This window comes from Pseudomonas sp. TS_SC_3 (assembly GCF_056156225.1).
Map to the genome: position 1 here is coordinate 1,949,148 of NZ_CM149586.1, position 25,164 is coordinate 1,974,311.

At 60.2% G+C, this 25,164-nt stretch carries 24 protein-coding genes and 1 pseudogene; 16 read left to right on the top strand and 9 right to left on the bottom strand.

The features are described 5' to 3' along the window. The first annotated feature begins 1 nt into the window (after position 1). The 6 genes from mbhE to mnhG are packed head-to-tail and all read left to right on the top strand — an operon-like array spanning position 2 to position 5,757. Positions 2–2,719, top strand: a complete 2,718-nt coding sequence (mbhE, locus tag AC0J6G_RS09445) for a hydrogen gas-evolving membrane-bound hydrogenase subunit E (RefSeq protein ID WP_475253416.1) — start codon at positions 2–4, stop codon at positions 2,717–2,719. Beyond that, on the top strand, positions 2,719–3,135 hold the full coding sequence (locus AC0J6G_RS09450; protein ID WP_475253418.1) for a sodium:proton antiporter: 417 nt from the start codon (positions 2,719–2,721) through the stop codon (positions 3,133–3,135). Before mbhE ends, AC0J6G_RS09450 begins: the two co-directional genes overlap by 1 nt. Next, positions 3,132–4,625, top strand: a complete 1,494-nt coding sequence (locus tag AC0J6G_RS09455; RefSeq protein ID WP_475253420.1) for a proton-conducting transporter transmembrane domain-containing protein — start codon at positions 3,132–3,134, stop codon at positions 4,623–4,625. The genes AC0J6G_RS09450 and AC0J6G_RS09455 overlap by 4 nt, the downstream gene beginning before the upstream one ends. Then, positions 4,626–5,114, top strand: a complete 489-nt coding sequence (locus AC0J6G_RS09460; RefSeq protein ID WP_475253422.1) for a Na+/H+ antiporter subunit E — start codon at positions 4,626–4,628, stop codon at positions 5,112–5,114. Further along, positions 5,111–5,419, top strand: a complete 309-nt coding sequence (locus tag AC0J6G_RS09465; RefSeq protein WP_475253424.1) for an MrpF/PhaF family protein — start codon at positions 5,111–5,113, stop codon at positions 5,417–5,419. Before AC0J6G_RS09460 ends, AC0J6G_RS09465 begins: the two co-directional genes overlap by 4 nt. Next, positions 5,416–5,757, top strand: coding sequence for a monovalent cation/H(+) antiporter subunit G (mnhG, locus tag AC0J6G_RS09470; RefSeq protein WP_475253426.1), 342 nt, complete (start codon positions 5,416–5,418; stop codon positions 5,755–5,757). Before AC0J6G_RS09465 ends, mnhG begins: the two co-directional genes overlap by 4 nt. 6 nt (positions 5,758–5,763) lie before the next feature. Here the strand turns inward: mnhG and AC0J6G_RS09475 are convergent, their stop codons facing one another. Continuing rightward, positions 5,764–7,926 (bottom strand): beta-agarase, encoded by a 2,163-nt coding sequence (locus AC0J6G_RS09475; protein WP_475253667.1) that lies wholly within the window; start codon positions 7,924–7,926, stop codon positions 5,764–5,766. A gap of 171 nt (positions 7,927–8,097) precedes the next feature. Then, positions 8,098–10,242 carry an ATP-dependent DNA helicase DinG gene (gene dinG, locus AC0J6G_RS09480; RefSeq protein WP_475253428.1) on the bottom strand — a complete coding sequence of 715 codons (2,145 nt, stop codon included), beginning with the start codon at positions 10,240–10,242 and terminating at the stop codon, positions 8,098–8,100. Positions 10,243–10,341: 99 nt separating this feature from the next. On the opposite strand from dinG, the gene AC0J6G_RS09485 reads away from it, so the two are divergent. Beyond that, the gene (locus AC0J6G_RS09485; protein ID WP_475253430.1) at positions 10,342–10,806 is read left to right on the top strand and encodes a CopD family protein; all 465 of its coding nucleotides are present in this window, start codon (positions 10,342–10,344) and stop codon (positions 10,804–10,806) included. A 53-nt stretch (positions 10,807–10,859) separates the two neighbouring features. Here AC0J6G_RS09485 and AC0J6G_RS09490 read toward each other — a convergent pair whose 3' ends face one another. The 4 genes and pseudogenes from AC0J6G_RS09490 to AC0J6G_RS09505 all read right to left on the bottom strand — a co-directional run. Continuing rightward, positions 10,860–11,621, bottom strand: coding sequence for a collagen-like protein (locus AC0J6G_RS09490; protein WP_475253432.1), 762 nt, complete (start codon positions 11,619–11,621; stop codon positions 10,860–10,862). After that, positions 11,614–11,931 carry a DUF1145 domain-containing protein gene (locus AC0J6G_RS09495; RefSeq protein WP_475253434.1) on the bottom strand — a complete coding sequence of 106 codons (318 nt, stop codon included), beginning with the start codon at positions 11,929–11,931 and terminating at the stop codon, positions 11,614–11,616. The genes AC0J6G_RS09490 and AC0J6G_RS09495 overlap by 8 nt, the downstream gene beginning before the upstream one ends. A gap of 179 nt (positions 11,932–12,110) precedes the next feature. Continuing rightward, a complete protein-coding gene (locus AC0J6G_RS09500; protein WP_475253436.1) occupies positions 12,111–12,857 on the bottom strand; it encodes a PA1041 family peptidoglycan-binding anchor lipoprotein in 747 nt (248 codons plus the stop codon). Between the two features lie 126 nt (positions 12,858–12,983). Next, positions 12,984–13,337 (bottom strand): annotated as a pseudogene (locus AC0J6G_RS09505) (OmpA family protein); the annotation flags it as partial. Positions 13,338–13,773: 436 nt separating this feature from the next. On the opposite strand from AC0J6G_RS09505, the gene AC0J6G_RS09510 reads away from it, so the two are divergent. Together AC0J6G_RS09510 and AC0J6G_RS09515 are read left to right on the top strand one after the other, a co-directional pair. Beyond that, positions 13,774–14,271 (top strand): DUF6231 family protein, encoded by a 498-nt coding sequence (locus AC0J6G_RS09510; RefSeq protein WP_475253438.1) that lies wholly within the window; start codon positions 13,774–13,776, stop codon positions 14,269–14,271. 4 nt (positions 14,272–14,275) lie between these two features. Continuing rightward, entirely contained in the window at positions 14,276–14,743 is a 468-nt protein-coding gene (locus tag AC0J6G_RS09515) for a YchJ family protein (protein ID WP_475253440.1), read from the top strand. A gap of 60 nt (positions 14,744–14,803) precedes the next feature. Here the strand turns inward: AC0J6G_RS09515 and AC0J6G_RS09520 are convergent, their stop codons facing one another. Next, complete coding sequence (locus tag AC0J6G_RS09520) at positions 14,804–15,379, bottom strand: hypothetical protein (RefSeq protein ID WP_475253442.1); 576 nt, start codon at positions 15,377–15,379, stop codon at positions 14,804–14,806. Between the two features lie 112 nt (positions 15,380–15,491). Here AC0J6G_RS09520 and AC0J6G_RS09525 point away from each other — a divergent pair, with 112 nt between their 5' ends. The 5 genes from AC0J6G_RS09525 to nadE all read left to right on the top strand — a co-directional run bounded on the left by AC0J6G_RS09525 (position 15,492) and on the right by nadE (position 20,510). Beyond that, positions 15,492–15,989, top strand: a complete 498-nt coding sequence (locus AC0J6G_RS09525; RefSeq protein ID WP_475253444.1) for an LEA/WHy family protein — start codon at positions 15,492–15,494, stop codon at positions 15,987–15,989. Positions 15,990–15,994: 5 nt separating this feature from the next. Beyond that, positions 15,995–16,192 carry an SEC-C metal-binding domain-containing protein gene (locus AC0J6G_RS09530; RefSeq protein ID WP_475253446.1) on the top strand — a complete coding sequence of 66 codons (198 nt, stop codon included), beginning with the start codon at positions 15,995–15,997 and terminating at the stop codon, positions 16,190–16,192. Between the two features lie 6 nt (positions 16,193–16,198). After that, positions 16,199–16,654, top strand: coding sequence for a DUF2489 domain-containing protein (locus AC0J6G_RS09535; protein ID WP_475253448.1), 456 nt, complete (start codon positions 16,199–16,201; stop codon positions 16,652–16,654). A 160-nt stretch (positions 16,655–16,814) separates the two neighbouring features. Beyond that, positions 16,815–19,328, top strand: coding sequence for a penicillin acylase family protein (locus AC0J6G_RS09540; protein ID WP_475253669.1), 2,514 nt, complete (start codon positions 16,815–16,817; stop codon positions 19,326–19,328). Between the two features lie 354 nt (positions 19,329–19,682). Next, positions 19,683–20,510 carry an ammonia-dependent NAD(+) synthetase gene (gene nadE / locus AC0J6G_RS09545; RefSeq protein ID WP_475253450.1) on the top strand — a complete coding sequence of 276 codons (828 nt, stop codon included), beginning with the start codon at positions 19,683–19,685 and terminating at the stop codon, positions 20,508–20,510. A 57-nt stretch (positions 20,511–20,567) separates the two neighbouring features. On the opposite strand, the gene dcd is transcribed toward nadE, so the two are convergent. Beyond that, positions 20,568–21,134 carry a dCTP deaminase gene (dcd, locus tag AC0J6G_RS09550; protein ID WP_090384763.1) on the bottom strand — a complete coding sequence of 189 codons (567 nt, stop codon included), beginning with the start codon at positions 21,132–21,134 and terminating at the stop codon, positions 20,568–20,570. A 326-nt stretch (positions 21,135–21,460) separates the two neighbouring features. Here dcd and AC0J6G_RS09555 point away from each other — a divergent pair, with 326 nt between their 5' ends. Next, the gene (locus tag AC0J6G_RS09555; RefSeq protein WP_090242762.1) at positions 21,461–21,670 is read left to right on the top strand and encodes a cold-shock protein; all 210 of its coding nucleotides are present in this window, start codon (positions 21,461–21,463) and stop codon (positions 21,668–21,670) included. A 110-nt stretch (positions 21,671–21,780) separates the two neighbouring features. On the opposite strand, the gene apbC is transcribed toward AC0J6G_RS09555, so the two are convergent. Continuing rightward, the gene (gene apbC, locus AC0J6G_RS09560; protein WP_475253453.1) at positions 21,781–22,872 is read right to left on the bottom strand and encodes an iron-sulfur cluster carrier protein ApbC; all 1,092 of its coding nucleotides are present in this window, start codon (positions 22,870–22,872) and stop codon (positions 21,781–21,783) included. A gap of 167 nt (positions 22,873–23,039) precedes the next feature. On the opposite strand from apbC, the gene metG reads away from it, so the two are divergent. Then, positions 23,040–25,082, top strand: a complete 2,043-nt coding sequence (gene metG / locus AC0J6G_RS09565) for a methionine--tRNA ligase (protein ID WP_475253455.1) — start codon at positions 23,040–23,042, stop codon at positions 25,080–25,082. Positions 25,083–25,164: the final 82 nt, after the last annotated feature.

The window sequence follows — 25,164 nt, forward strand, 5'->3', positions numbered from 1 at the left end:
CGTGTTTTACCTGTTAGCCATCATTGCGCTGGCGGCTCTGCTGGCACCCTGGCTGACACAGCGACTGCCGCAACGGGCCGGCTGGGTACTGATGCTCGCGCCGCTAGTCACCTTCGCCTGGTTGGCCAGTCAGATGCCCCTGATCGCCGGCGGTGAGGTGTTATTCCAGACCCTCGATTGGGTGCCAGCCCTGGGCATCCAACTGAGCCTGCGCCTGGATGGTTTATCACTGCTATTTGCCCTGCTGATCAGCGGCATCGGGGCGCTGATCGTGCTTTATGCCGGAGCCTACCTGGTGGATCACCATCAGCTCGGGCGCTTTCATGCCTACCTGCTGCTGTTTATGTTGGCGATGCTCGGACTGGTGTTGGCCGATGACTTTATCGCCATGTTCGTGTTCTGGGAGCTGACCAGCATCACCTCCTTTTTGCTGATCAGCTTCAATCATAAGAAAGGCGAATCACGCCGCGCGGCCCTGCAGGCGCTGCTGATCACCGGTGGCGGCGGCCTGGCCCTGCTCGCGGGGCTAATCCTGCTGGGCAGCGTCAGTGAAACCTGGCAGTTCTCCCAGCTTGATGCCAGCCAGGTGGAAGAGCACGCGCTGCTGCCGGCGATCATGCTGCTGGTGTTGCTCGGCTGCTTTACCAAATCGGCCCAGGTGCCTTTCCATATTTGGCTGCCCAATGCGATGAATGCACCGACCCCGGTGTCTGCTTACCTGCATTCGGCGACCATGGTTAAAGCCGGCATCTACTTGCTGGCGCGCCTCAACCCGGTGCTAGGCGGCTCCGTCGGCTGGGGCACCCTGCTGATTACCTTCGGTGCTGCGACCGCCGTGCTCGGGGCTTTTCTGGCGTTTCGCCAGACCGACCTGAAACGCCTGCTGGCCTACACCACAGTCACCGTGCTGGGCCAGCTGACCATGCTGATCGGCACCAACACCAGCTACGGCCTGCAGGCCTTCGTGCTCTATCTGGTGGCCCACTCGCTGTACAAGGGCGCGTTGTTTATGGCCGTGGGCGCCATCGACCACGCCACCGGTACCCGCGAACTGGCACGCCTGGGCGGCTTGATCCGCTTTATGCCGCTAACCGGTGCGGCGGTTGCTCTAGCGGCTTTCTCCAACGCCGGCCTGCCGCCGTTCTTCGGCTTTATCGCCAAGGAGTTCAAGTACAGCGGCCTGATTGAAATGGGCACCATCGGTTGGGCGGTCACCTTGGTGATGATCCTGACCAATGCCCTGCTGTTCGCCGCCGCCTGCCTGGTGTTTATCCAGAGCTTTCTCGGCCGCCAAGGCGATTACCCGAAAACGCCCCACGAGGTTTCCCTGGCCATGTGGATCGGTCCGATGCTCTTGGCCGTTGGCGGCTTTTTGCTCGGGGCTTGGAATGCCTGGCCGGAAACCTGGCTGGTGAATACTGCGGTGCAGGCCGTGGCGCGCGGCTCGGTGGATGTCCACCTGTACTTATGGGGCGGCATCACCCCGGCGCTGCTGGCCAGCCTGCTGACCATTGGCCTAGGCACCCTCTTCTATTGCCTGCGCGACCCGTTACGCGCGCTGATCGAGCGGATCAACAGCGCCTGGAATTTCAGCGGTGACCTGCTCTGGGATCGCCTGCTCAAGCGCATCTTCCTGTTTGCCGGGATGCTCGCCGCACGCTTCCAGCATGGTTCACTGCGCCAGCATCTACTGCTCCTGGGGGTGACCATCGGTGGCCTGTTGCTGTTCAGTTTGGTGCCGGCCAGCCAGGTATTGAGCGACGCCAGTTTCTCGCCGATTTCCCCGCTCGGCATAGCCGGTTGCCTGCTGGCCCTGGCCGGTGCCGCGGCCGCAGCCCTGCTGCCCGGCCGCCTAACCTTGGTAGCCGCGCTGGGGGCTTGCGGCCTGGGTCTGGCGCTGTTCTTTGTCGCAGTCAATGCACCGGATGTGGCCATGACCCAGCTGATGGTGGAAACCCTCAGCGTGATCTTTCTCGCCCTGGTGTTTCGGCGCATGCCGAGCATGCCCAGCAGCGGCGCGCGCAGGCCGTGGAAGCGCCGCCTGCATGCTGCGGTGGCGATTCTCTTTGGCGTCAGCGTGGCCGGTGCGCTGATCCTCGCTGTCAGCCTGCCGCTGCCGGGCACTATCGCCGACTGGTACCTGGACAACAGCCTGAGCGGCGGCCATGGCCGCAATGTGGTCAACGTGATCCTGGTGGACTTCCGCGCCTTCGATACCCTCGGCGAGATCCTGGTGGTGGCCCTCTCGGCCCTGGCCGCCGCCACCTTGCTGGGGTGCGGCAAGCACCCCCAACAAGCCGCGGGAGCTGCAGAGTTCACCTCGCTGCTGCTGCAGCAATGCATGCGCCCGCTCGCGGCCCTGCTGTTGATCGTCGCTCTGCTGCTGCTGTGGCGCGGCCATAACCTGCCCGGCGGTGGCTTTATCGGTGGCCTGGTCGCTGCCTGTGGCATGACCCTGCTACTGCTGACCTTCGGTAACAGCCAGAGTCCGCGCCGTTATGCCATAAGTCCGAACACGTTGATCGGCCTTGGTCTGGGCTGCGCCGCCCTGGCCGGCATCCTCGCGCTGTTTAGCGACCAGCCATTTCTCACCGGCCTATGGGTCTTCCCGGGTGGGCTGCCGCTGGGCACTCCGCTGTTATTCGATGTGGGGGTATTTCTGACCGTGTTCGGTTCGGCTATGCACATGCTGAAACAACTGACGGGAGCGCAACGCTAATGGAATGGATCGCGGCCATCACCACCGGCGGCATGGCCGGCTTCGGCATTTGGATGCTGCTAGACCGCAACCTCAAGCGCGTAGTGCTCGGGGTTGCAGTGCTGGGTAACGCCATCAACCTGGGCGTGCTCACCGCTGGGCGCTTCGGCGCGCAGCAGGCGGCCTTCATCGGCACCAGTGGTGCAACCGGCGAACTGGCCAACCCGTTACCGCAGGCTCTGGTGCTGACCGCCATCGTGATCGGCTTCAGCCTGTTTATCTTCGCCCTGGCGCTACTCAAGCGCACCCGCGAACTGCATGGCGACAACTCGACCGATTCGATCAGCTCAGTCACCGAGCAGCCTGCCCCAGACTGGCCCGCCAGCGAGCACGAGAACGCGAAAATCGCCAGCGAACATGCGGAGCCTCGCTCATGAGCGCACTATTGGTCGGGCCGGTGTTGCTGCCCCTGCTCACCCTAGTGTTGTGTCTGCTACTGCGCCGCCACGCGCGCCTGCTGAAACTGGTCAGTCTGGGCGGTTCGGTGCTGCTTCTGTGTCTAGGCCTGGGGCTGGTCTGGCTGGCCGCCGGCGGTGCCGTACTGAGCGGACAAATGGGTGATTGGCAAGCGCCCTTCGGTATCAGCCTGGTGATCGACCGACTGTCCGCCGCGATGATCGCGATCAGCGCGCTGATCGGCCTGGCCACCCTGGTCTACGGCATCAGCCGCGACAGCGACGAACAGCTGAGCGGCGATTTCCACCTGTTCGTGCATGGTCTGCTGACCGGTATCGGCGGGGCCTTTATCACCGCCGACATCTTCAACCTGTACGTCTGGTTCGAGGTGCTGCTGATCGCCTCCTTCGCCCTGATGGCCTTGGGTGGCGGCAAACGTAGGCTGTCCGGCTGCATGACCTATGTGATCCTCAATCTGTTCGCCACCCTGCTGTTTCTCCTGGCGGCGGGGATGATCTATGGCGCCAGCGGTACCCTGAATATGGGCCAGCTGGCGTTGCTAGTACGCTCAGGCGAAGCACCACCGGGCACCACCCCGGCCTTGCTGCTGATGCTGCTGTCGTTCTCGATCAAGGCGGCGCTGTTTCCGGTATTTGGCTGGCTGCCGGCCACCTACCACGTGGCTTTTACCGCAGTGTCGGCGATGTTCGCCGGGCTGCTGACCAAGGTCGGGGTGTATGCGCTGATCCGTCTGGTGACGCTGCTCTGGCCCGATTACGGCCTGGTCCACGAGGTGCTGCTGTGGGTCGCCTGCGCCACCATGCTGGTGGGCGTGCTGGGGGCGGCGGCGCAGACCGAGATACGGCGAATCCTGTCGTTCCATATCGTCAGCCAGGTCGGCTACATGATCCTCGGCCTGGCCCTGGCCACCCCGCTGGCCCTGACCGGCGCGGTGTTCTACCTGATCCACCATATTGTGGTGAAGGCCAACCTGTTCTTTATCGGCGGCCTGGCCGCACGTATCTGCGGCTCCGAGCGCCTGGCCGCCATGGGCGGGCTGTATGCGCGCTGGCCCTGGCTGGCCTTGTTGTTCGCCATACCGGCGCTGTCGCTGGCCGGCTTTCCGCCGCTGTCGGGTTTCTGGGCCAAGTTTCTGCTGGTCAAAGCCAGCCTCGACAGCGCCGCCTGGTGGGCCGCTGCCATCGCCCTGCTTACCGGGGTGTTCACCCTGCTGTCGATGAACAAGATCTGGAACGAGGCCTTCCTTAAATCCCACCCGGATGGCGACGACAGCCTGCAGAGCGCCATCGGCCTGCGTTCGGCCTGGTGGAGTATCAGCGCGCTAGCCCTGCTTACCGTCGCCATCGGCCTGGCAGCGGGCCCGGTGATCGACTACGCCAGCGCAGCCGCCGCGCAACTGGCCGACCCGCAGGCCTATTTCCAGGGCTTCACGCCGCCGGGAGGTGACTGAATGTTCTTGCTGCACCTGTTTTTGAGCCTGGCGCTGGCTGCACTTACCGGGCATCTGCACGGCTGGGGCGTGTTGAGCGCCTTCGCCCTGCTCTACCTGCTGTGCAAACTGGCCTGGCCCAGCTTACGGCTGCGCCAGTACGCACGCCGAGTGGAACGGGGTAGCTGCTTTATCCCCTGGTTTATCGGCCAAGTGTTTCTCTCCAGCCTGCAGGTAGCTAGGCTGGTACTGGCGCGCCAAGTAGCCGTCGAGCCAGCGATAGTCGCGGTGCGTCTGCGCAGCCGCGACGCGAATAGAGTGACTCTGCTCGGCGGCTTGCTGACCCTGACCCCCGGCACCCTGGCCCTGGAGTATCGGGCAGCCGATGGCACCCTGTTTGTCCACGCCCTCGATGCCCGTCAGCAGATCGAGGTCGAAAGCATGGTGCGCGACCTGGAAAGCCGCCTGCTGGACTGGCTTGAACCCGCCGATGATGGAGAACGCCAATGACTGTCGAACTGGCTGGCGCCTTCTGGGTGCTGCCCCTGGCCGCCGCGCTGCTGGGGCTGAGCGGTCTGTTGATTGTCTACCGCCTGCTGCGCGGCCCCAGCCGCCCCGACCGCGCAGTGGCCATCGATGCGCTGACCCTGCTGGCCGTCGCGGCCATGGCCTTGGCTGCGCTGTTCAGTGCCCAGGCGGCACTGGTTGATGTCGCGGTGTTGCTGGCGCTGGTGTCGTTCCTTGGCACCGCTGCCTTCGCCTTTCTGTTTGGTGATGCCCCCGAGCCAAAGTCCTACGACAAGGAGCCCAAATGACTGCCCCTCTGCTGGCATGGCTGGCCTCGTTTTTAGTGCTCGCCGGAGCGCTGATTTCCCTGCTCGGGGCCATAGGCGTGGTGCGCCTGCCAGACAGTTACAGCCGTATGCATGCGGCGAGCAAGGCTGGGGGGCTGGGCGCGGTGCTGGTGCTGTCTGGCGTCGCGGTGGCAAGTAACGCCGAGGTCGCGCTGGAAGTGCTACTGGGTGTGCTGGTGCTGCTGGCCAGCGGTCCGCTGGCAGCCCACGTGCTGTCGCGGGCGGCCTACCGGGCAGGAATCAAACCGCAGTGCGGCAGCCTGGGCGACGAACTGCAGCAGAAGCGGAACACGGAATAAGCTCAGCTACGGCGTCGCCGCAGCTGGCTTGAGCAGGGCTTCCGGCACGTCCAGATTGGCTTGGCGCACGGCTTTGACAAACCACTCCCACGGCCGATCGGTGATCCCGACCAGGCCCAAGTGACCATTCTCACCGTCCAGCAAACGCCCAGTAACCGGCTGATCGAGGTACTGGAACCAGTGCAAGCCTACGATCTGCGGCTCTTCCAGAGCCTTGCTCAGAAAATGCGCATAGGCCGGGCCGCGCTCCTCTTCCTTGTATACCTCGGCAACGCCACCCCAGAACGGCCCACGGTCACGCGAACCAAAGTGGAACTCGGTGACCATCAGCGGCTTGTCCAGCTGGCGCAACATGGCGAAGTCATAACCGTGCTGTGGCTCGCGGGTGTAGAAGTTGAAGCTCAACACATCGCAGAAACTTGCACAGGCATTCACCGCCTCGGGAATGCTGCTGGCGAAACGGCCGCCCAGCAGCAAGTGATTGGGCGCGTGCCAATCAAGCGAGTCGGCGATGGTTTTGAAGTAGGTGTCGGCATACAGGCGCAAGAATGCCTGCATGTCCTTCTCGATGGCCGGGAATTCGGCACTTGGCAGTGGCGCTTTAAAGCCCGGATCTTCCATCAGTTCCCAGGCCGGCAGCTCGATGCCCCAGGCACGGGACAGGCCATTCTGATTGCGGTATTTGTCGCGTAGCTGCTTGAGGAACGCACGCTTGGCCGGCACATCGGTGGTCAGGCGCAGCGTGGCGTACGCCAGGGCGTAACGACCGTTGGGGTCCTCCGCAGGGCCGGCCCAGGCCAGCTCGTTATCGGCGAAATAGCCGAGCAGCCAGGGGTTGTCGCGGTGATCGCGCGAAGCGATTGCCACCGCGCGCTCGGTAGCCATGGCAAACCGCGGGTCGAACGGGTCAGGCATCGCGCCCCACCAATCGACGCCAGTGCTGATGGTGGCGTAATCACCATGGATCGACAGCGGAATGCTGAACGGCATGCGCGTATCGCCGCCAAAGGCAGGCTCGCTCCAGTTACCCAGGGTATTGAAACCCCAGGCCTGCAGGCGGTCCTGGCTCAGCGTACGCCAGGCAACCGGGTCAACCTGGCCATAACTGCGCTGCAGGTTGGCCTTGTAGAAATCAAACCAGCGCCCGCTGGCAAAAGCCCGGCCCTGGTTGGCGCCCGTATCGCTGCGACTGTCAGAGGTGCCGAAATAAGCCGCAAGCGCCTCGCCCTGCTGCGGCAAGCCGGCAAACATCGCCTCACGCCCCTCAACGTAGGTAGCGCTCTGCTGCGCGGTCACCGCATTGACGCCGAGTGAATAGAACGGGTTACCCTCAGGCGTCACCAGAAACCAACGGCCGTCGCGCTTTTCGGTACGGAAGAAGCCGCTCGCTTCAAACGGCTGCCCACCAGTCCAGCCCGCAAATTTGTCCTGCGCCGGACGTTGAGCCAGCCAGGCATTTAGTTGCTTCTGTTCCTGAGCCACCGCCTGCTTCAGCTGCTCATCGTTCTTGACCTTGCCCGGCCAATCGGCCCTCGTGAACTGGCCGTAACGGTCGACGATTCCGGCATAGGCTGCCGCCGACAGCGGCTCGGTGCTCACGCCAAACTGACTGATCAGAATATGTTGCGCCGCTTTCGGCTGCGGCATGGACAGGGTGACCGCGCTGACCTTGCTCAGGTCCAGTGCACCAGCGACCGTATCCGCCAACAGCAGGCGCTGACCTTTATGCGTCCAAGGCATCGGCACGCCGGCACGCATACCCTGATCACGGGGCGAGGTCGCCTGCAAAGGAATCAACAGGGTTTGCGCAGGGCCGGCTGGCAGGGCGATACGCGTACTCAGCCGCTGGCCGTCCGCGCTCTCAATCAGCACATCCAGGGTCAGCGCCCAATCCATGGCGTTTTGTACGCGCAGGCTAACCGATGCCTGCTGCGACCAGTCCCAGCTAGCGTTTTGCGGGGTCAGCCGTAGGCTCGGCTGATCGGCAGGGTGGAAGGTTACCCGGCGCAGCACCTCGCCTTGCGGAGTCGGTTCGCCGATGCGATTGGGCAGATCAGCATCCTGCGTGGTCACCTGTACGGCATCCATCGGCCGGACAAAGTTGAACAACTCCTGCTGTTCAGCCGCCAGCACAACACCGCAATACCCCAACAGCGCTGATAGCAACACACCTGTCTGCAGCCTGCGTTTAACCTTCACGAACCACTCCCCCATTGTTTCGACCGCTCCAGGCAAGAATGCCCGGAGCGAAATTCTGGCCCTGAAGCTATCAGGGCGTTGTACATGTGCCATTTGGAGCGTGCGCAGCGCTCCGAGTTGCTCTATACCGACAGGCGGGTACTAGCTGATTTCCCGCCGAAACGGCGGTAAGGCGTTAAGAATCGACTTACCGTAGCGCTGCGTAACCACACGCCGATCCAGCAAGGTAATAATGCCGCGATCCGCTTCAGTACGCAGTAAGCGGCCGCATGCCTGCACCAGGCGCAAAGAAGCATCCGGCACGGCAATCTCCATAAAAGGGTTGCCGCCGCGCGCTTCGATCCACTCGGCCAGCGCCGCTTCCACCGGGTCATCCGGCACCGCAAAGGGGATCTTCGCGATCACCACATGCTCGCAGTAGGCACCCGGCAGATCGACGCCCTCGGCAAAGCTGGCCAGACCAAACAGCACGCTTTCCTCACCGGAATCGACCCGCGCTTTGTGCTTGTTGAGGGTTTCCTGTTTAGACAGGTTGCCCTGGATAAACACCCGCTTGCGCCAATCACGATCCAGCCCCTCGAAAACGTCCTGCATTTGTTTGCGCGAGGAAAACAGCACCAGGGTGCCGCGCGAGCCCTCAACCAAACTCGGTAACTCACGGATAATCGCGGCCGTGTGTGCCACCGCATCCCGCGGGTCTGCATTGAGGTTGGGCACCCGCAGTACGCCGGCATCGGCATGGTGAAACGGACTGGGGACGACGGCGGTAACCGCCACTTTGGGCAAGCCTGCGCGCATGCGATAGCGATCAAAGGTGCCCAGCGCCGTAAGAGTCGCCGAGGTCACCAGGGCACCGTAGGCGACATTCCATAAATTTCGGCGCAAGGTTTCAGCCGCCAGAATGGGGCTGGCGTTCACCTCAATATCGAATAACGCTCCGCTGTCAGCCAGGGTCAGCCAACGCGCCATCGGCGGACTTTCCTCCGGGTCTTCGGCGGTAAAGGCCAGCCACAACTCCCAACTGCCCTGAGCACGGGCCAGTAAGCTGCCGAACAGCGGATACCATTCTTCGGCCTGATGACTAGCAATGCCAACGGTGGCCTCGCCGTCCATGGCTTCCTTGAGCTGCTCGGTCACACCAGTAAACAGTTCGGTCAGCTTGGAGAAGCCTTTCTTCAGTTCCACGCCCAGCTCGATCAAGTGCGGCGGAACCACACCACCGACAAAGCGGTGCAGCGGCCGCTCACGCCCCTGCATATCCTCACCCGGCTTAAATTCAGCGACCTGCTCGCAGGCGGCGAACATGAACTGCTGATGGGTCTTGAGCTCCCGCGCCAGCTCTGGCACTTGCTCGATCAAACGGCCCAAGTCACCCGGCAACGGATGCTGGGCAAGCAATTTACTGAGGTTCTTGGCCGTCTGCTCAAGCCAGTCAGCGGTCGATCGCAGGCGAGTGAAATGAGCAAAATGGCTGATGGCCTTGTCCGGCAGGTGATGACCTTCGTCGAACACATAAAGGGTGTCGCGCGGGTCCGGCAGCACCGCGCCACCGCCGAGCGCCAGGTCAGCCAGGACCATGTCATGGTTGGTGACGATGACGTCAACCTTGCCCATACCCTCGCGCGCCTTATAAAAAGCACACTGCTGAAAGTTAGGGCAGTGGCGGCTGGTGCACTGGCTGTGATCGGTAGTCAGTTGCGACCAGCGAACGTCTTCCAGCTCTTCCGGCCAGCTGTCGCGATCACCGTCCCATTTATTGCCGGCGAGTTTTTCAATCATCGCGGTGAACAGCTTCTGGCTCTGCTCATCCACATCAATTTTGAAACCTTCTTCCTCGAACAGCTGAGCGGTGGCGCTTTGCGCTTGGCCTTCCTGCAGCAGCATATCCAGCTTGGACAAACACAAATAACGCCCGCGCCCCTTGGCCAGGGCGAAACTGAAGTTAAGACCGCTGTTGCGCATCAGGTCCGGCAGGTCCTTGTGCACAATCTGCTCTTGCAGAGCCACGGTGGCCGTAGCGATCACCAGGCGCTTACCTGCTGCCTTGGCGGTGGGGATCGCCGCCAAACTGTAGGCCACAGTCTTGCCCGTACCGGTGCCTGCCTCCACTGCCACCACCGCGGGATCACCCAGGCGGCGGCCCTCTTCATCAGTTTTGATCGCACCCAGCACCTTGGCGATTTCGGCAATCATCAGGCGCTGGCCATAGCGCGGTTTAAGCGACTTGGCTTCGAGAAAACGAGAATAGGCGCCCTGGATCTGGGACTTTAGTTCGGTACTGAGCATGGGATCTAGGTGCGAAAGGCTGGATAAATTTTCAGTGTTTGTAAGCGGCGGCTATCATAGCGCGCTAATCGATACAGCGCTGAGAATCAGGAGTGCCGCATGACCCCTTACGCCTTCATTTACAGCCTACACCTGCTGGCCGCTCTGGTCTGGGTGGGCGGCATGTTCTTCGCCTGGATGATTCTGCGCCCGGCCGCCGTTGCCGCACTAGAAGCCCCGCCCCGCCTGAAACTCTGGCTGGAAGTCTTCCCGCGATTTTTCTACTGGGTATGGGCGGCGGTGCTTGTGCTGCCGGTGACCGGCGTGGGCATGCTGCATTTACGTTTTAGCGGCTTCGACACCGCGCCGCGCTATGTGCACATCATGATGGGGCTGTATATCGTCATGCTGGCGCTGTTTCTGCGCATTCAGATACTGCAATTGCCTGAATTGCGCCGCGCAGTTGCAGCGGAGGATTGGCCGAACGGCGGCGCGGTTCTTGGCCGTATTCGTCGGCTGGTCGGTATCAACTTGCTGATCGGGATGTTAGTGGTGGCAGTCGCCGGCATCCGTCCTACGTTCTAACTAGGCTTTGGCAACCGCTGCCCGAGCGACAGCGGTTGGGCACACATGATCGATTAGAACTGCACCACATTCAGAGCGCCTGCCGGGCCTGGCTCACCCGCCCGCCCTGCCCGCCCGGGTTTGCCGTCACGAGCGCCATCGGTGCTGTACAACCAGCACCCTTTGCTCACGCCACCTTCGCCACCCGCACCCGGCGCACCCGGCTGACCGCCGCTGCCGCCGTCCAAACGCACCTGGACCTGCTCAACCGGGAAACCTTGCGGGACTTCCAAGCGCACCTGTGCGCCGGCAGCACCCGGCTGGCCGTCACCGCCATTCAGGCCATCGTGACCGCGACTGGCTTCACCCCAGGTGCAGCCACCCGCTTTGCCATCGGCACCGGCAAGGCCGGCATAGCCAGGCGCACCTGGACCGCCGCGGGCATCCAGCACCAGGCTTTCCAGAGTTACGGCCTGCAAACGCAGGCTTAGGTTACGCCCCGGCAACGCCGGTTTTTCAGCACTGCCTTTGGCGCCGCGCGCACTGATCTGTGCGCCGCTGGCAATCTCGGCAGCAGCCACTTCAAGGCGTAGTGCTTGATCACTGGGCGCTATCGCCAGCCGCGCATCGCGCCCCAGGCTTAGCTGCGCCACACGGATTTCGGTTAAACCAGCCGGAATCAACAAGGTGCCGTGATCGGCAATCTCCAAGCGGTCCAGCAGCAGCACGCTGGTATTACTCGGCAGACGCATAACCGTATGGGAGTCAACTTCAATCACCGCTTGGGCGAGCACCAGTGGACTGAAGAGCGCAGCGAGGGCGAGCAACTTACGCATTTTCTGCCTCCATCTGCAGCGATTGCTCAGGCTCTGCTGCGCCGTCAACAGCCGTTTGCGCAGTGGGCAAGCCAAGCAGTTGAAAAATCCCGAACAACATGACTTGAACCTGTTCTTGAACTGGCTTGGGGCAAGCGGCGATGCGCTTATCAAAAAACCACAGCTCAAGTGCATGGACCAGCAGAATAAAAGTTCCAGCGCTGTTCAACAGCAGCGCGAAAGGCTGTGCAAAAGGTTGCAGCAGATTTGCCACTACGACGCCCCAGAACAATGCCGTCAGGGCTTTACCCAACGTCAGAAATGTTTTCATATCTCCCCCCAGCAGTTTTTTATTTCGCTGCACCTTATCTGCTTTGGGTGTGTGCTGCCAGAAGCCCAGTAAAAACCATGAAAGTTGAGTACCTTCATGGCTTTTACTGGGTTAACGCTACCTTTACCTGGCAGGCCGTGACGAATCAGCGGGTACGTTCGCAACGGCTTACCAGCACGTCACATCGGTGATGGCTGCGCCTCGACCTGCGCTTCAACCCGGCGATTAATCGCCCGCCCAGACTCGCTGTCATTATCGGCGACGGGCCGCGACTCACCGTATCCGACAGAAGAAACCCGACCGCTGTCGATACCGTGCTGATTGACCAACACATCGCGCACCGCATTGGCCCGGTGCTCGGACAATCCTTGGTTATAGGCATCGCTACCTATGGCGTCGGTATGGCCTTCAACGGTTGTGGTGGTTTGTGGGTACTGCTTCATAAAGTCGGCAAGGCTCTTGATATCAGCCTGGCTGTCTTCTTTAACATCGGATTTGTTGAAATCGAACTTCACATCCAGTTCTACCCGAACCGGGTCCACAACTTCGATGGGGTCAGGCTCTGCTTCAGCTGGCGTACTGGCATATTCTTTGATCGGACAGCCGTTGTGATGCACCGGCGTATTGGCAAGGGTTCCTGGGCATCGGTCACGACGATCAAACACGCCATCGCCGTCTTCATCACCATCTTGGGCGTAACAAATAAGCGTACCAATGACCGCACCGGCCACGGCTCCACCTGCTGCCCACGTAGAACTTTCAATTGCGCCCAGACCCGCACCGGTCAGACCGCCAATTGCACTGCACAGGGGCCAGTTCCCTTGGTTGAGTGGCGCATCTCCCGTACTGGAAGTTGTGACGCAACCTGAAAGAACACTGCTGACCAAGAGAATGGGGGCTACCCCCATGATGGTTCTAACTCTCATGGTAGAAATCTCCTGTAGTACCGGCTACTGCCGGTCACTTAGGAGTAAAGACCTACCCTTCAAGCTGCACAAGCCAGACCCCTGAGGGTCTGGCTTGTTTTCTTCAGAGCATCTGGGACCAGACGATCAAGGACGAGCTTCTACTTCAGCTTCTACACGGCGGTTGACAGCGCGACCGTCAGCAGTGGCGTTGTCCGCAACCGGACGAGTTTCGCCATAGCCCACAGCATTGACACGATCACTGCCTACACCGTACTGATTAACCAGCACGTCACGTACTGCATTGGCGCGGCGCTCAGACAAGGTCTGGTTGTAGGCATCGCTACCCACAGAGTCGGTATGACCTTCAACCACCGTGGTGGTTTGCGGGTATTGGGTCAGGAAGTCAGCCAGGTTTTTGATATCGCCATAACTTTCTGGTTTGACCTGAGCCTTGTCAAAGTCAAACTTAACGTCCAGCTCAACGCGCACGGCTTCGGCCGGTTCGGCAACCACCACTTCTTCAACTACTTCTTCAATCACCACAACCTGCTCATCACTGGCGCCATGCACCCAGCAATACGCAGCAGCCATGCCAGCGCCGATTACTGCGCCACCACCCGCCCAGCTAGAGCTTTCAATCGCCCCCAGAGCAGCACCGCCCACACCGCCGACTGCGGCACAGGTTGGCCAATCCGTTTTCTGCACCCCGGCACAGCCGGTCAAAAAAGTACTTGCGACAATCAGGGGTAATGCTTTCCTGGTGATGCTCATATATACGTCTCCCATTGGTAAATCGGCAAAAACCGATACTGACAAAGTAAAGACGCCAGAAACTGAATACGCCAGAGAACATGCACACACATTAGTAATGCGACCCACGCTAGGCCAAGGAGTCGTCGCGCGTTAGTCTTTATGCATTAAGTGAGGAGTCGTAATGCCTGCAGCGCTATCATCCCGAACACCCCAACAAGCCCTGGCCGCCTTATTGGCGCGCTATACCCCTGAACGCCTGCTTCTCGTTGGAAGCCGCGAACTACCGGCTATTGATGCATTTATCCAAGCACATCCCAGCTGTCATATTGCCCACACAAATTTAGCAACACTGCCAGACGAGGTGGCCGCACAACGGTTTGATCTAGCGTTAGTGGTCGATTGCCTCGAACACCTGCCCAAACGGGCAGCACTACAATTACTCGGCGGTATTCGCAACTTGAATGCCAGCCGTATGGCGGTACTGGTCGATCTGCAGGCCTGCGAATGGCAAGAGACCGACTTTTTTGCTCTGGCTCTGCAGGCCAGTGAGTGCTTCCAGCGCAATGAACAGACACTGAACCTGTTCACGTATGACCTACTCGATTACAAGCAAGTGCCGGACTGGCTGAATGCCAAGTTTTGGGCCAACCCGGAAAACTTTGGCAAGTTTTGGTGGTGAACCCATGAACACCCCACTCTGCCCCTGTGGCAGCGCCCAATCGCTAACGCATTGCTGCGGCCGCTATCACGCAGGCGCGGCACCAAACAGCGCCGAAGCCTTGATGCGTTCACGCTATAGCGCCTACGCCTTAGGGCTAGTCGATTATCTTGTGCGCAGCACACTACCGGCCCAACAAGCGGGGCTCGACCACGACGCCATCCGGGCCTGGAGCCTGGGCAGCACCTGGCTAAGCCTGGAGGTTGAGGAGGCGCAACTGGTCGAGGGCGAACCTCAGCACGCCTATGTCACGTTCACCGCGCACTGGCGTGACGGAAGCGGCGCGCACAGCCACCGCGAACGTTCGGCATTCGTGCGTAGTGACCGCTGGTATTTCATTGACCCCACAGTCGAGTTGAAATGTGGCCGCAATGACGCATGCCCCTGCGACAGCGGGCAGAAATTCAAGAAGTGCTGCGCCAGTTATTTTTGACTGCTGAAGCGGATCAATCCCGCAAAAAGCACCGCGTAGACACTCTCTGCACGCAGCAGACTAATCCTGCAATTTGAGATGGGAAATATCCGGCGCAGGCGCAGCCGGGGCTTTTTTCGCCTCGCCCATATCGCTGCCGGCTGGCGCCAGACTGAACTGCGACAAATCCAAGGCTGGAGCCTGCACCTGTGGCTTCCCGTCCTGTACATCATCACCCAACGGCGCAATGCCGAAATCCGGCGCATCCACCTCAGCGAATGCGGCCATGTATTCATCGCGCGGCGTCACCTCTAGACGCCCCGCGGGCTTACTGGGAACCACAGCCTGAACGGACGCCGCAACCGGCATAGCAACTGGAGCGGAGGCTACAACAGGCGGCGGTGCCAATTCGATTTCCTCGATCTCATCGTCCAGGCAAGTTACTTCGGCCACCGCTCCAGCGCGCTCTAGGGTCGAGCGATATTTCTCCGCCCCGGCTGCATCCAGGTTGCTTTTGATCACGATACGCCGCCCGGAAAACAACAACGCCAGACGCTGTTCATCGGCCTGAAACAACTTCGCCAGGTTGGCTTTGACCAATGTCAATTGAGCCCCTGGAACCAGTTGCGCACTAAAGGCAATTTCATAGCGAGCCATGGTCACACTCCTGTCCTATTTGAAGCCCAGTATGGCGCAGGTTTTTTTACCCTCACAACAGGTTGCAGCCAAGCACTTGCTTGTTACACTGATGCGTCATTCGGAGTATGCAATGTTTTATCAGGCGCAAACGATAAGAATTCTCAGCCTTTTACTCTATTTCGGCCTACTTTCTGGCCTCGGCGGTTGCTCCTCATGGTCATCGGGGGATTTTAAAGACCCTGAGGTCCGCTTGGTCAAAGTCGATGTGGTCAAGGCCAAATTGCTGGAGCAGCACTTCACGCTGCGCTTTCGTATCGATAACCCCAACAGCTTCAGCCTGCCCGTGCGCGGGCTGGACTACGTGGTGCATCTAAACCAGGTAAAGCTCGCCGAGGGCGAGTCAAACGTATCCTTCACTGTGCCGGCTCACAGCCACCACAGCTTTAACGTTCCTGTGCGCACCAATCTTTGGCGACACCTGCGGCAAATCGTCAAAGCGCTGGAAAAACCCGACGAACCGATCCCCTACCGGCTGCAAGGTGCGGTAAAAACCGGCTGGATGTTCGGACGGAGCGTGCACATGTCGCGTAATGGCGAGATAATTCCCGGTGACTTTATCCCGGAGTAATTCGCATGACCCAGCACGATCACGTTCACGGCCCTGACTGCAATCACGACCACGCTCACAACCATGATCATGGCCACGTCCATGGCCCGGATTGCAATCACGGCCATCAAGAGCCTGTTCGCAACGCCCTGAAAGACGTTGGCCGCAACGATCCCTGCCCTTGCGGCAGCTTGAAGAAATTCAAAAAATGCCACGGTGCATAAACACAAATGAATGACCTCACTCTGCTCGCTTTGATCGCCAGCACCTTACTAATTGCCGGGCTGGCGCTGTATGCCCTGTATTTATGGCGGCGCGTGTGGCGCAGGGAGAAAGCCCAGGCCGAAGCGCTCAACGCGCAGCGCGACCGCATTGGGGGCGATCTGCGCATCCTGGTAGGCAGCTTGCTCGAGGGCCAGTTACCGCTGATCGAAGGCGCGATCCGGATCAAGGTGCTGCTGGATAATTACGACAGCAGCCTCAGCCAGAATCCGCAGTGTGAGGTTTTTCACCAACTGTTCGCGGCAACCGCGCAAGTGCCAACCCACGCCGAGTGGAAGGCTCTGGACAAAAGCGTGCGTCGCCAGCATGAGCAGCGTTTCAGCGAACTGGAACTGCAGCACAAAGCCGCGGCTCGCGCGGCGGCTCGTTGGTTGCTTGATGACGCGCTGCCGCAACCCCGCTAAAACGCATGAATTCACCACCCCTGCGCCTTGTCAGTCGCGGGGTCGCTGGCTAACGTAGAGCGTCGGCCTCTGCACGCCAAGGCACTTGCCGGAAGGCGCCCCCATAGACCCTACTCATCCGTAAGGAGCCTGCTGCATGCTAGCGCGCGTGTTTCGCCCCATGGCCCATCTCAGCCTCGCCGCCGTTCTTACGGCCGTTGTCGCGCTAACGGGTTGCCAGTCATTTCTCAACGGCCGTTACAGCGACAGCGTGCACCCTGACCACGGCATCGTAAAGGTCAAGGGCCTGGCGCAGAGCGTGGTCATCCGTCGCAACCCGCTGGGCATGCCGCTGATCGAAACCACCACCTTCCATGACGCGCTGTTCGCCCTGGGCTATGTGCATGCCAGCGACCGTCTCAGCCAGATGGTCGGCCTGCGTCTGATGGCCGAGGGGCGCCTTGCCGAAATGGCCGGCCCCGGCGTGCTGGAAATGGACCGCTTCATGCGTACGGTCAACCTGAAGAAAAGCGCCGAAGTGCTCTATAGCAACGCCTCGCCGCGGATCAAACGTTTCTTCGAGGTCTATGCCCGCGGGGTCAACGCCTACCTGTTCCGCTACCGCGACAAACTGCCGATGGACCTGGCCGAGTCCGGCTATCGCCCGGCCTACTGGAAGGCCGAAGATTCGGTGCTGGTGTTCTGCCTGCTGAATTTCGGCCTGGCGGTCAATCTGCAGGAAGAAATCGCCTCACTGGTGCTCGCGCAGAAAGTCGGCAGCGAGCAACTGGCCTGGCTGCTGCCAACCTACCCTGATGAGCCGCTGCCAGTTGAAGAAGCTGCCAAACTCAAAGGCCTCGACCTCAAGGGCCAGCTGGCTGGCCTGAGCAACGTCAGCGCGGCCGTCAGCCAGTTTGCCGATGCGCATATGCTCGGCGTGGCAGCGTCGAACAACTGGGCCTTTGCCCCGCAGCGCACGCGCAGCGGCAAAAGCCTGCTGGCCAACGACACCCACCTGCCGCTATCGATGCCCTCGGTGTGGAATTTCGTACAGATCCGCTCACCCAAATACCAGGCAGCCGGTGTGTCGATTGCCGGTGTACCGGCAGTGGTGGCCGGCTTCAACGGCAAACTGGGCTGGGGCATGACCATGGTCATGGGCGACAACCAGGACCTGTTCCTCGAGCAGGTCAGACGCCAGGGCGGCCGCCTGCACTACCTGGCCGACGGCAAATGGCTACCCGCGCAGGAACGCCAGGAAACCTTCTTTATCAAAGGCCAGCGGCCAATCCGCGAAACCATTTTCGAAACCCGCCACGGCCCGCTGTTGAATTCGGTGCTTGGCGAACGCAAACATATGCTGCAACCCATGCAGCTGAGCAGCGGTTATGGCCTAGCGCTGAAAACCACCCAGTTCGAAGCGGATAAAACCCTCGATGCCTTCTTCGACCTGTCGCGCGCGCAGTCGGTCGAGCAGGCCTTTGAAGCCACTCGCGAAGTACGCGCCATGCCGCTGAACATCGTGTTTGCCGATGCCCAGCATATCGGCTGGCAAGTCACCGGACGCTTCCCCAATCGCCGTGCGGGCCTGGGTCTGATGCCCTCCCCAGGCTGGGATAGCCAATATGAGTGGGACGGTTTCGCCGACCCGATGCTGCATCCCTACGACCAGGACCCGCCAGAGGGCTGGCTGGGCACCGCCAACCAGCGCACCGTGCCGCGCGGTTATGGCATGCAACTGTCCAACTCCTGGTTCTACCCGGAACGCGCCGAGCGCATCGCTGCGCTGGCCGCAACTGGCCGGCACGACACCCAAAGCATGATCGCCATGCAGTACGACCAAACCTCGCCCTTTGTCGCCAAGCTACAGAGCATGTTCAGCGCGCCGGGCATGGCCGAAGGCCTGCAAGCGGCTATCGACGCATTACCGACAGCCGAGCGCAGCAAAGCCCGTGAAGCACACAGCCGTCTGATGAAGTTCGACGGCAAAATGGCCGCCACTTCGGCAGACGCAGCGCTGTACAGCGTCTTCCTCTACCAGAGCGCACGGGACACCTTCTTCGATGAACTGGGGCCAGACAGCACACCTGCCTGGAAGGCTTTGGTCGAGACCGCCAACAGCTCCTACTCCGCCCAGGCCGACCACTTACTGGGCCGCGAAGACAGCCCGTTCTGGAACGACACCCGCACCGCGCAGCGTGAAGACAAACCGACCATCCTCGCTCGCAGCCTTGCTGGGGCAGTGACGCTACTGGAAAGCAAACTGGGCAGCGAACGCAGCACCTGGCAATGGGGCAAACTGCACACTTACAACTGGACCACCGAAACCAGTCAACTGGCGCAGTACATGAGTTCCAGCCAACGCAGCAGCATCAACGCCATCAAAGGCTATCTGGATCGCGGCCCCTATCCGGCAGGCGGCGATCACAGCACGCTGAACGTGGCGGCTTACAACTGGGGCGAGAACTTCGACACCTGGCTGATTCCGGCCATGCGCATTGTCGTCGATTTCGGCCGCGAAGAGCCGCTAATCGGCCTCAATAGCTCCGGACAATCCGGCAACCCCGCCAGCAAACACTATGCCGATGGCATCGATGCCTGGCTCAAGGGCGGCTATATGAGCTTCCCGTTCCAGTCGCAAAACCTCGACAAGGTGTATGGCAACAAGCGCCTGCTGCTGACGCCGACAAACTGAAGCGCAGCGATCGCTAAATGACCGCTCGTCGGCAGTGATTGAACCACCGCATGAGTTGCTACTCCGAAACAGTGGACTTACTCCACAGATGATCATTTGAGGGCGCTTTTAGCGCCCTTTTTTTATGCTTGCCATCCACGGCAGCCGCCCTTCGGGCTGTTGCATCGCTAGGTTAAAAATGGCTTGGAGTAACTTTACTGCGAATTAGCCACCTACGTGCATGCAGCTCTGGCATGCACTTTGTAGCCCGTTCAGCGTAAGCTTTGCGACTTGATAAGGCTTTATGCCACACAGCCGGATATTTCTGCCGCGTGACCGCATAAGCTGTGTTCTGCTCCCTATGAGGACTTTGAAATGAGCAACCGCCAAGCCGAAATTGCCGCCGCCCTCGATGTGGTGCCTCCTTTTACTGACGAAGGCACGCTCGTCGCTGAAATTGAGCGCCGCAAAACGTTTATCAAGCACTGCCTGCGTAACTCTGGGCTGAAGGTGCTGGTACTGGGCATCAGTGGCGGCGTCGATTCATTGACCGCAGGCCGTCTGGCGCAGCTTTCGGTGGAAGAGTTGCGCAGCGAGACAGGCGACAACGCCTATCGCTTTATCGCCGTGCGCCTGCCTCACGGCACTCAGCACGACGAGCACGACGCCCAGGCCTCGCTGCAGTTCATTCGCGCCGATGAAGAAGACACCGTGAATATCGCGGACAGCGTACAGGGCCTCGGCGAACAAGTTACTCACCTGCAGAAGCTTAGCGACGCCCGGCGCGACTTTGTCACCGGCAATATCAAAGCGCGCATTCGCATGGTTGCTCAGTTCGCCATCGCCAACGCTAACAGCGGCCTGGTGATCGGCACCGACCACGCCGCCGAAGCGGTGATGGGTTTCTTCACCAAATTCGGCGACGGTGCCTGTGACCTCGCACCACTGTCCGGCCTGGTAAAAAATCAGGTGCGCGCCATTTCCAAGCATCTTGGCGCTCCAGACAACTTAGTATTCAAAGTTCCAACCGCAGATCTGGAAGAACTGCGCCCCGGCAAGCCCGATGAAGAAGCCCACGGCGTTAGCTACGCCGAAATCGACGCCTTCCTGCATGGCCAGCCAGTACGCGAGGAAGCCTATGCCATCATCGTGCGCACCTATGACAACACCCGCCACAAGCGTGAATTGCCACTAGCACCGTAACTTCTGCGCCCAACAAAAAAGCCGGGCATTGCCCGGCTTTTTTGTTGTATCGGTTGCTTAGGCTCTAGGCAAAGTAACGCCCAGCTGCCCTTGGTACTTGCCACCGCGATCCTTGTAGGAAACTTCACAGGCTTCATCGGACTGCAGGAACAGCATCTGCGCCACCCCCTCGTTGGCGTAGATCTTCGCCGGCAAAGTGGTGGTGTTGGAGAATTCCAAGGTCACGTGGCCTTCCCACTCAGGTTCCAGCGGGGTGACGTTGACGATAATGCCGCAGCGCGCGTAAGTACTTTTGCCGAGGCAAATGGTCAGCACATCACGAGGAATACGGAAGAACTCTACGGTACGCGCCAAAGCGAAGGAGTTTGGCGGAATGATGCAGACATCGCTTTTCACATCAACAAAGCTTTTTTCGTCGAAGTTCTTCGGGTCTACAGTCGCCGAGTTGATATTGGTGAACACCTTGAACTCATCGGCGCAGCGCACATCGTAGCCGTAGCTGGAAACACCGTAGGAGATCAGTGGCTGTGCACCTTCGGCACGTACCTGACGCTCAACAAAGGGCTCAATCATGCCGTGCTCTTGAGCCATGCGGCGAATCCACTTATCCGATTTGATGCTCATGGCGGGTGTCCTACTTATAGGCGAAGAATTGAAAGTGCAGGCATCTTACCGGGCCGGGCGATTGGGTTCAAAGACTGTTGAAAACACCCAGAGCACACCCCACTCAGAATCAGCCTGTGGCGAAATAACAAAAAGATGCACAGAGCATTCGCGCTTAGCGCTAAAAGCGGGTATGGTGTTCCTCACTGTGCTGCATGTGTCACCGCGAATCGCTTCATGATGCCTAGATTTCGATCCAAACATCGTACGACTCCTAGTACTCGTTGCAACTCAGTCCCGGCCTGGGCTTTTCCAGGGCTGTTAATATTATTTTTAGGAGACATAACATGTCGAATCGTCAGAATGGCACCGTTAAGTGGTTCAACGATGAAAAAGGCTACGGCTTCATCACCCCACAGTCCGGTGACGACCTCTTCGTACACTTCAAAGCTATCCAGAGCGATGGATTCAAGAGCCTGAAAGAAGGCCAGGCAGTGACTTTCGTCGCTACCCGCGGTCAGAAAGGCATGCAAGCTGAGGAAGTTCAGGTTGTATAACCTGCACTAACCCCGCTTGATAAAAAGCCCCACCTAGTGTGGGGCTTTTTTATGGGCGCTTAATTTATCTGCGAGCAGTATGTGGCGCACGTGCGTGCGTCACATCCGAATCAGTCTTCGCTGATCACAATGCTCGGCATCGCCTGCTGCGCTGCGCCCTGAGCGATACGCGCACCGACGTTACGCGCCGTTTCTTGATAGATCATCGCAATCTGGCTTTCCGGGTCGGCGATGGTAGTTGGCTTGCCGCCATCGGACTGCATACGGATAGCCATCGACAGCGGCAGCGAGGCCAGCAGATCGACGCCAAACTGCGCAGCGAGTTTCTCGCCGCCGCCTTCGCCAAACAGATGCTCGGCATGCCCGCAGTTCGAGCAGATATGCACGGCCATGTTTTCCACCACACCGAGCACCGGGATATTCACTTTACGGAACATCTCCACGCCCTTTTTCGCATCCAGCAGCGCCAGATCCTGCGGAGTGGTTACAATCACAGCGCCGGCCACCGGTACCTTCTGCGCCAGGGTCAGTTGGATATCGCCGGTACCTGGCGGCATATCGACCACCAGGTAATCCAGGTCATCCCAGGCGGTCTGGGTGATCAACTGCAGCAGCGCGCCGGAAACCATCGGCCCGCGCCACACCACCGGGGTGTTTTCGTCGGTGAGAAAGGCCATGGACATCACTTCCACACCGTGGGCCTTGAGCGGCACGAACCATTTCTGATCCTTCACCTGCGGCCGCGTGCCTTCCGCGATGCCGAACATGATGCCCTGGCTCGGCCCATAGATATCGGCATCGAGAATGCCGACCTTGGCACCTTCGCGTGCCAGCGCCAGCGCCAAGTTGGCCGCCGTGGTGGATTTGCCCACGCCGCCCTTGCCGGATGCTACGGCAATCACGTTCTTCACATTGGCCAGCGCCGGCACCTGATCCTGCGCTTTGTGCGCCTCGATCACGCAATCGACCTGCACCTGAGCACGCTCAACACCGTCGAGATTTTCCAAGGCCATCTGCAGCATCTGCGCCCAGCCGCTTTTGAACAGGCCGGCGGCGTAACCCAATTGCAGGCGCACCTTGACCTGCCCACCCTGAATGTCCACGTCACGCACACAGCCGGCACTGACCGGGTCCTGATTCAGGTGCGGATCGGTGTATTGGGACAACGCGGCTTCGACTGCTGCTCGGGTAACGACACTCATGCAAGGCTCCGAAAGACTGAGTAAATCAGGCGGGCATCATACCAGCAGAGACAAGCCGGCGGTTTCAAGCAGCAACCTCACCGGCTTTTACCGGTGGCTTATGGCTTGCAGCTTGCAGCTGCTTTATAGTTACCGGCTTCCTTGAGTCACCAGCGCAGTCGATCCCCATGAGCCAAGCCCGCAAGATTCTCGTTACCAGCGCCCTGCCCTACGCCAACGGCTCCATCCACCTTGGCCACATGCTCGAGTACATCCAGACCGACATGTGGGTGCGTTTCCAGAAGCTGCGCGGCAACCAGGCCATCTACGTCTGCGCCGACGATGCGCATGGCTCAGCCATCATGTTGCGCGCCGAGAAAGAAGGCATCACGCCAGAACAGCTGATCGCCAACGTGCAGGCGGAACACACCGCTGACTTCGCCGACTTTAGCGTGGCCTTCGATAACTACCACTCGACTCACTCGGACGAAAACCGCGAGCTGGCGTCTTCGATTTACCTCGCTCTGCGCGACAAAGGCCATATCGCCACCCGTTCGGTGACCCAGTATTTCGACCCTGAAAAGGGCATGTTCCTCGCCGACCGCTTTATCAAAGGCACCTGCCCCAAGTGTGCAGCCGAAGACCAATACGGTGATAACTGCGAAAAGTGTGGTGCCACCTACGAGCCGACCGAGCTGAAGAACCCGCGCTCGGCCATCTCTGGCGCGGTGCCGGAGCTGCGCGACTCCAAGCATTTCTTCTTCAAACTGCCGGACTTCGAGGCCATGCTCAAGCAATGGACCCGTAGTGGCGCCCTGCAAGATGCCGTGGCCAACAAAATCGCCGAGTGGCTGGATTCCGGCCTGCAGGAATGGGACATCAGCCGCGACGCGCCGTACTTTGGCTTTGAAATCCCCGACGAGCCGGGCAAGTACTTCTACGTCTGGCTGGACGCGCCGATCGGCTACATGGCCAGTTTCAAGAACCTCTGCGCAAAGCGCCCGGAGCTGGATTTTGATGCGTTCTGGGGCAAAGACTCCACCGCAGAGCTGTACCACTTTATCGGCAAAGACATCGTCAACTTCCACACCCTGTTCTGGCCGGCCATGCTCGAAGGCGCGGGCTACCGCAAACCCACCGCCGTGGCCGTACACGGTTACCTGACCGTCAACGGGCAGAAGATGTCGAAGTCGCGCGGCACCTTTATCAAGGCGCGTACCTACCTGGATCACCTGAATCCCGAGTACCTGCGTTACTACTACGCGGCCAAGCTGGGCCGTGGCGTGGATGACCTCGACCTGAACCTGGAAGACTTCGTACAGAAGGTCAACTCGGATCTGGTCGGCAAGGTGGTCAACATCGCCAGCCGCTGCGCCGGGTTTATTCACAAAGGCAATAACGGCCTGCTGGTGGCCGGCAATGCCGCGCCGGAACTGACCGAAGCCTTCCAGGCCGCCGCACCGAGCATCGCCGAAGCCTACGAGGCCCGCGACTTCGCCCGCGCCATGCGCGAGATCATGGCCCTGGCAGACCGCGCCAACGCCTGGATCGCCGACAAAGCGCCCTGGTCCCTGGCCAAACAGGACGGCAAGCAGGATGAAGTGCAGGCCATCTGCGCCCTTGGCGTTAACCTGTTCCGCCAGTTGGTGATCTTCCTGAAACCAGTGCTGCCGCAGCTGGCCAGCGACGCCGAGACCTTCCTTAAGGTCGCGCCGTTGACCTGGGACGATCACCAGACGCTGCTGGCCGACCACCAACTGAACCCGTTCAGCGCCCTGCTGACCCGTATCGAGCCTGCGAAAATCGACGCCATGATCGAAGCCTCCAAAGAAGACCTAGCTGCCAGCGAAGCCGCTCCAGCACCCACTGGCAATGGCGAGCTGACGAAAGACCCACTGGCCGCCGAAATCGCCTTTGACGCTTTTGCTGCGGTCGATCTGCGCATCGCCCTGATCGAGAAGTGCGAGTTCGTTGAAGGTGCCGACAAGCTGCTGCGCCTGACCCTGGATATCGGTGACGCCAAGCGCAACGTGTTCAGCGGCATCAAGAGCGCCTACCCGGACCCGAGCAAGCTGGAAGGCCGCCTGACCCTGTACGTGGCCAACCTGGCCGCGCGCAAGATGAAGTTCGGCATCAGCGAAGGCATGGTGTTGGCGGCCGGCCCTGGCGGCGAGGAAATCTACCTGCTCAGCCCGGACAGCGGTGCCAAACCGGGTCAGCGGGTCAAGTAAACCTGCGACCCAATAGCGCAGCCACTCTGATCAGGCTGCGCTAGCCTTATGGCAGCACCTCAGGAAGGCTGATCCGGCTTGT

Coding starts and splice junctions, on each gene's coding strand:
- AC0J6G_RS09450 (WP_475253418.1), top strand. CDS start 2,719: ATGGAATGGATCGCGGCCATCACCACCGGCGGCATGGCCGGCTTCGGC.
- AC0J6G_RS09455 (WP_475253420.1), top strand. CDS start 3,132: ATGAGCGCACTATTGGTCGGGCCGGTGTTGCTGCCCCTGCTCACCCTA.
- AC0J6G_RS09460 (WP_475253422.1), top strand. CDS start 4,626: ATGTTCTTGCTGCACCTGTTTTTGAGCCTGGCGCTGGCTGCACTTACC.
- AC0J6G_RS09465 (WP_475253424.1), top strand. CDS start 5,111: ATGACTGTCGAACTGGCTGGCGCCTTCTGGGTGCTGCCCCTGGCCGCC.
- mnhG (WP_475253426.1), top strand. CDS start 5,416: ATGACTGCCCCTCTGCTGGCATGGCTGGCCTCGTTTTTAGTGCTCGCC.
- dinG (WP_475253428.1), bottom strand. CDS start 10,242: ATGCTCAGTACCGAACTAAAGTCCCAGATCCAGGGCGCCTATTCTCGT.
- AC0J6G_RS09485 (WP_475253430.1), top strand. CDS start 10,342: ATGACCCCTTACGCCTTCATTTACAGCCTACACCTGCTGGCCGCTCTG.
- AC0J6G_RS09490 (WP_475253432.1), bottom strand. CDS start 11,621: ATGCGTAAGTTGCTCGCCCTCGCTGCGCTCTTCAGTCCACTGGTGCTC.
- AC0J6G_RS09495 (WP_475253434.1), bottom strand. CDS start 11,931: ATGAAAACATTTCTGACGTTGGGTAAAGCCCTGACGGCATTGTTCTGG.
- AC0J6G_RS09500 (WP_475253436.1), bottom strand. CDS start 12,857: ATGAGAGTTAGAACCATCATGGGGGTAGCCCCCATTCTCTTGGTCAGC.
- AC0J6G_RS09510 (WP_475253438.1), top strand. CDS start 13,774: ATGCCTGCAGCGCTATCATCCCGAACACCCCAACAAGCCCTGGCCGCC.
- AC0J6G_RS09515 (WP_475253440.1), top strand. CDS start 14,276: ATGAACACCCCACTCTGCCCCTGTGGCAGCGCCCAATCGCTAACGCAT.
- AC0J6G_RS09520 (WP_475253442.1), bottom strand. CDS start 15,379: ATGGCTCGCTATGAAATTGCCTTTAGTGCGCAACTGGTTCCAGGGGCT.
- AC0J6G_RS09525 (WP_475253444.1), top strand. CDS start 15,492: ATGTTTTATCAGGCGCAAACGATAAGAATTCTCAGCCTTTTACTCTAT.
- AC0J6G_RS09530 (WP_475253446.1), top strand. CDS start 15,995: ATGACCCAGCACGATCACGTTCACGGCCCTGACTGCAATCACGACCAC.
- AC0J6G_RS09535 (WP_475253448.1), top strand. CDS start 16,199: ATGAATGACCTCACTCTGCTCGCTTTGATCGCCAGCACCTTACTAATT.
- AC0J6G_RS09540 (WP_475253669.1), top strand. CDS start 16,815: ATGGCCCATCTCAGCCTCGCCGCCGTTCTTACGGCCGTTGTCGCGCTA.
- nadE (WP_475253450.1), top strand. CDS start 19,683: ATGAGCAACCGCCAAGCCGAAATTGCCGCCGCCCTCGATGTGGTGCCT.
- dcd (WP_090384763.1), bottom strand. CDS start 21,134: ATGAGCATCAAATCGGATAAGTGGATTCGCCGCATGGCTCAAGAGCAC.
- AC0J6G_RS09555 (WP_090242762.1), top strand. CDS start 21,461: ATGTCGAATCGTCAGAATGGCACCGTTAAGTGGTTCAACGATGAAAAA.
- apbC (WP_475253453.1), bottom strand. CDS start 22,872: ATGAGTGTCGTTACCCGAGCAGCAGTCGAAGCCGCGTTGTCCCAATAC.
- metG (WP_475253455.1), top strand. CDS start 23,040: ATGAGCCAAGCCCGCAAGATTCTCGTTACCAGCGCCCTGCCCTACGCC.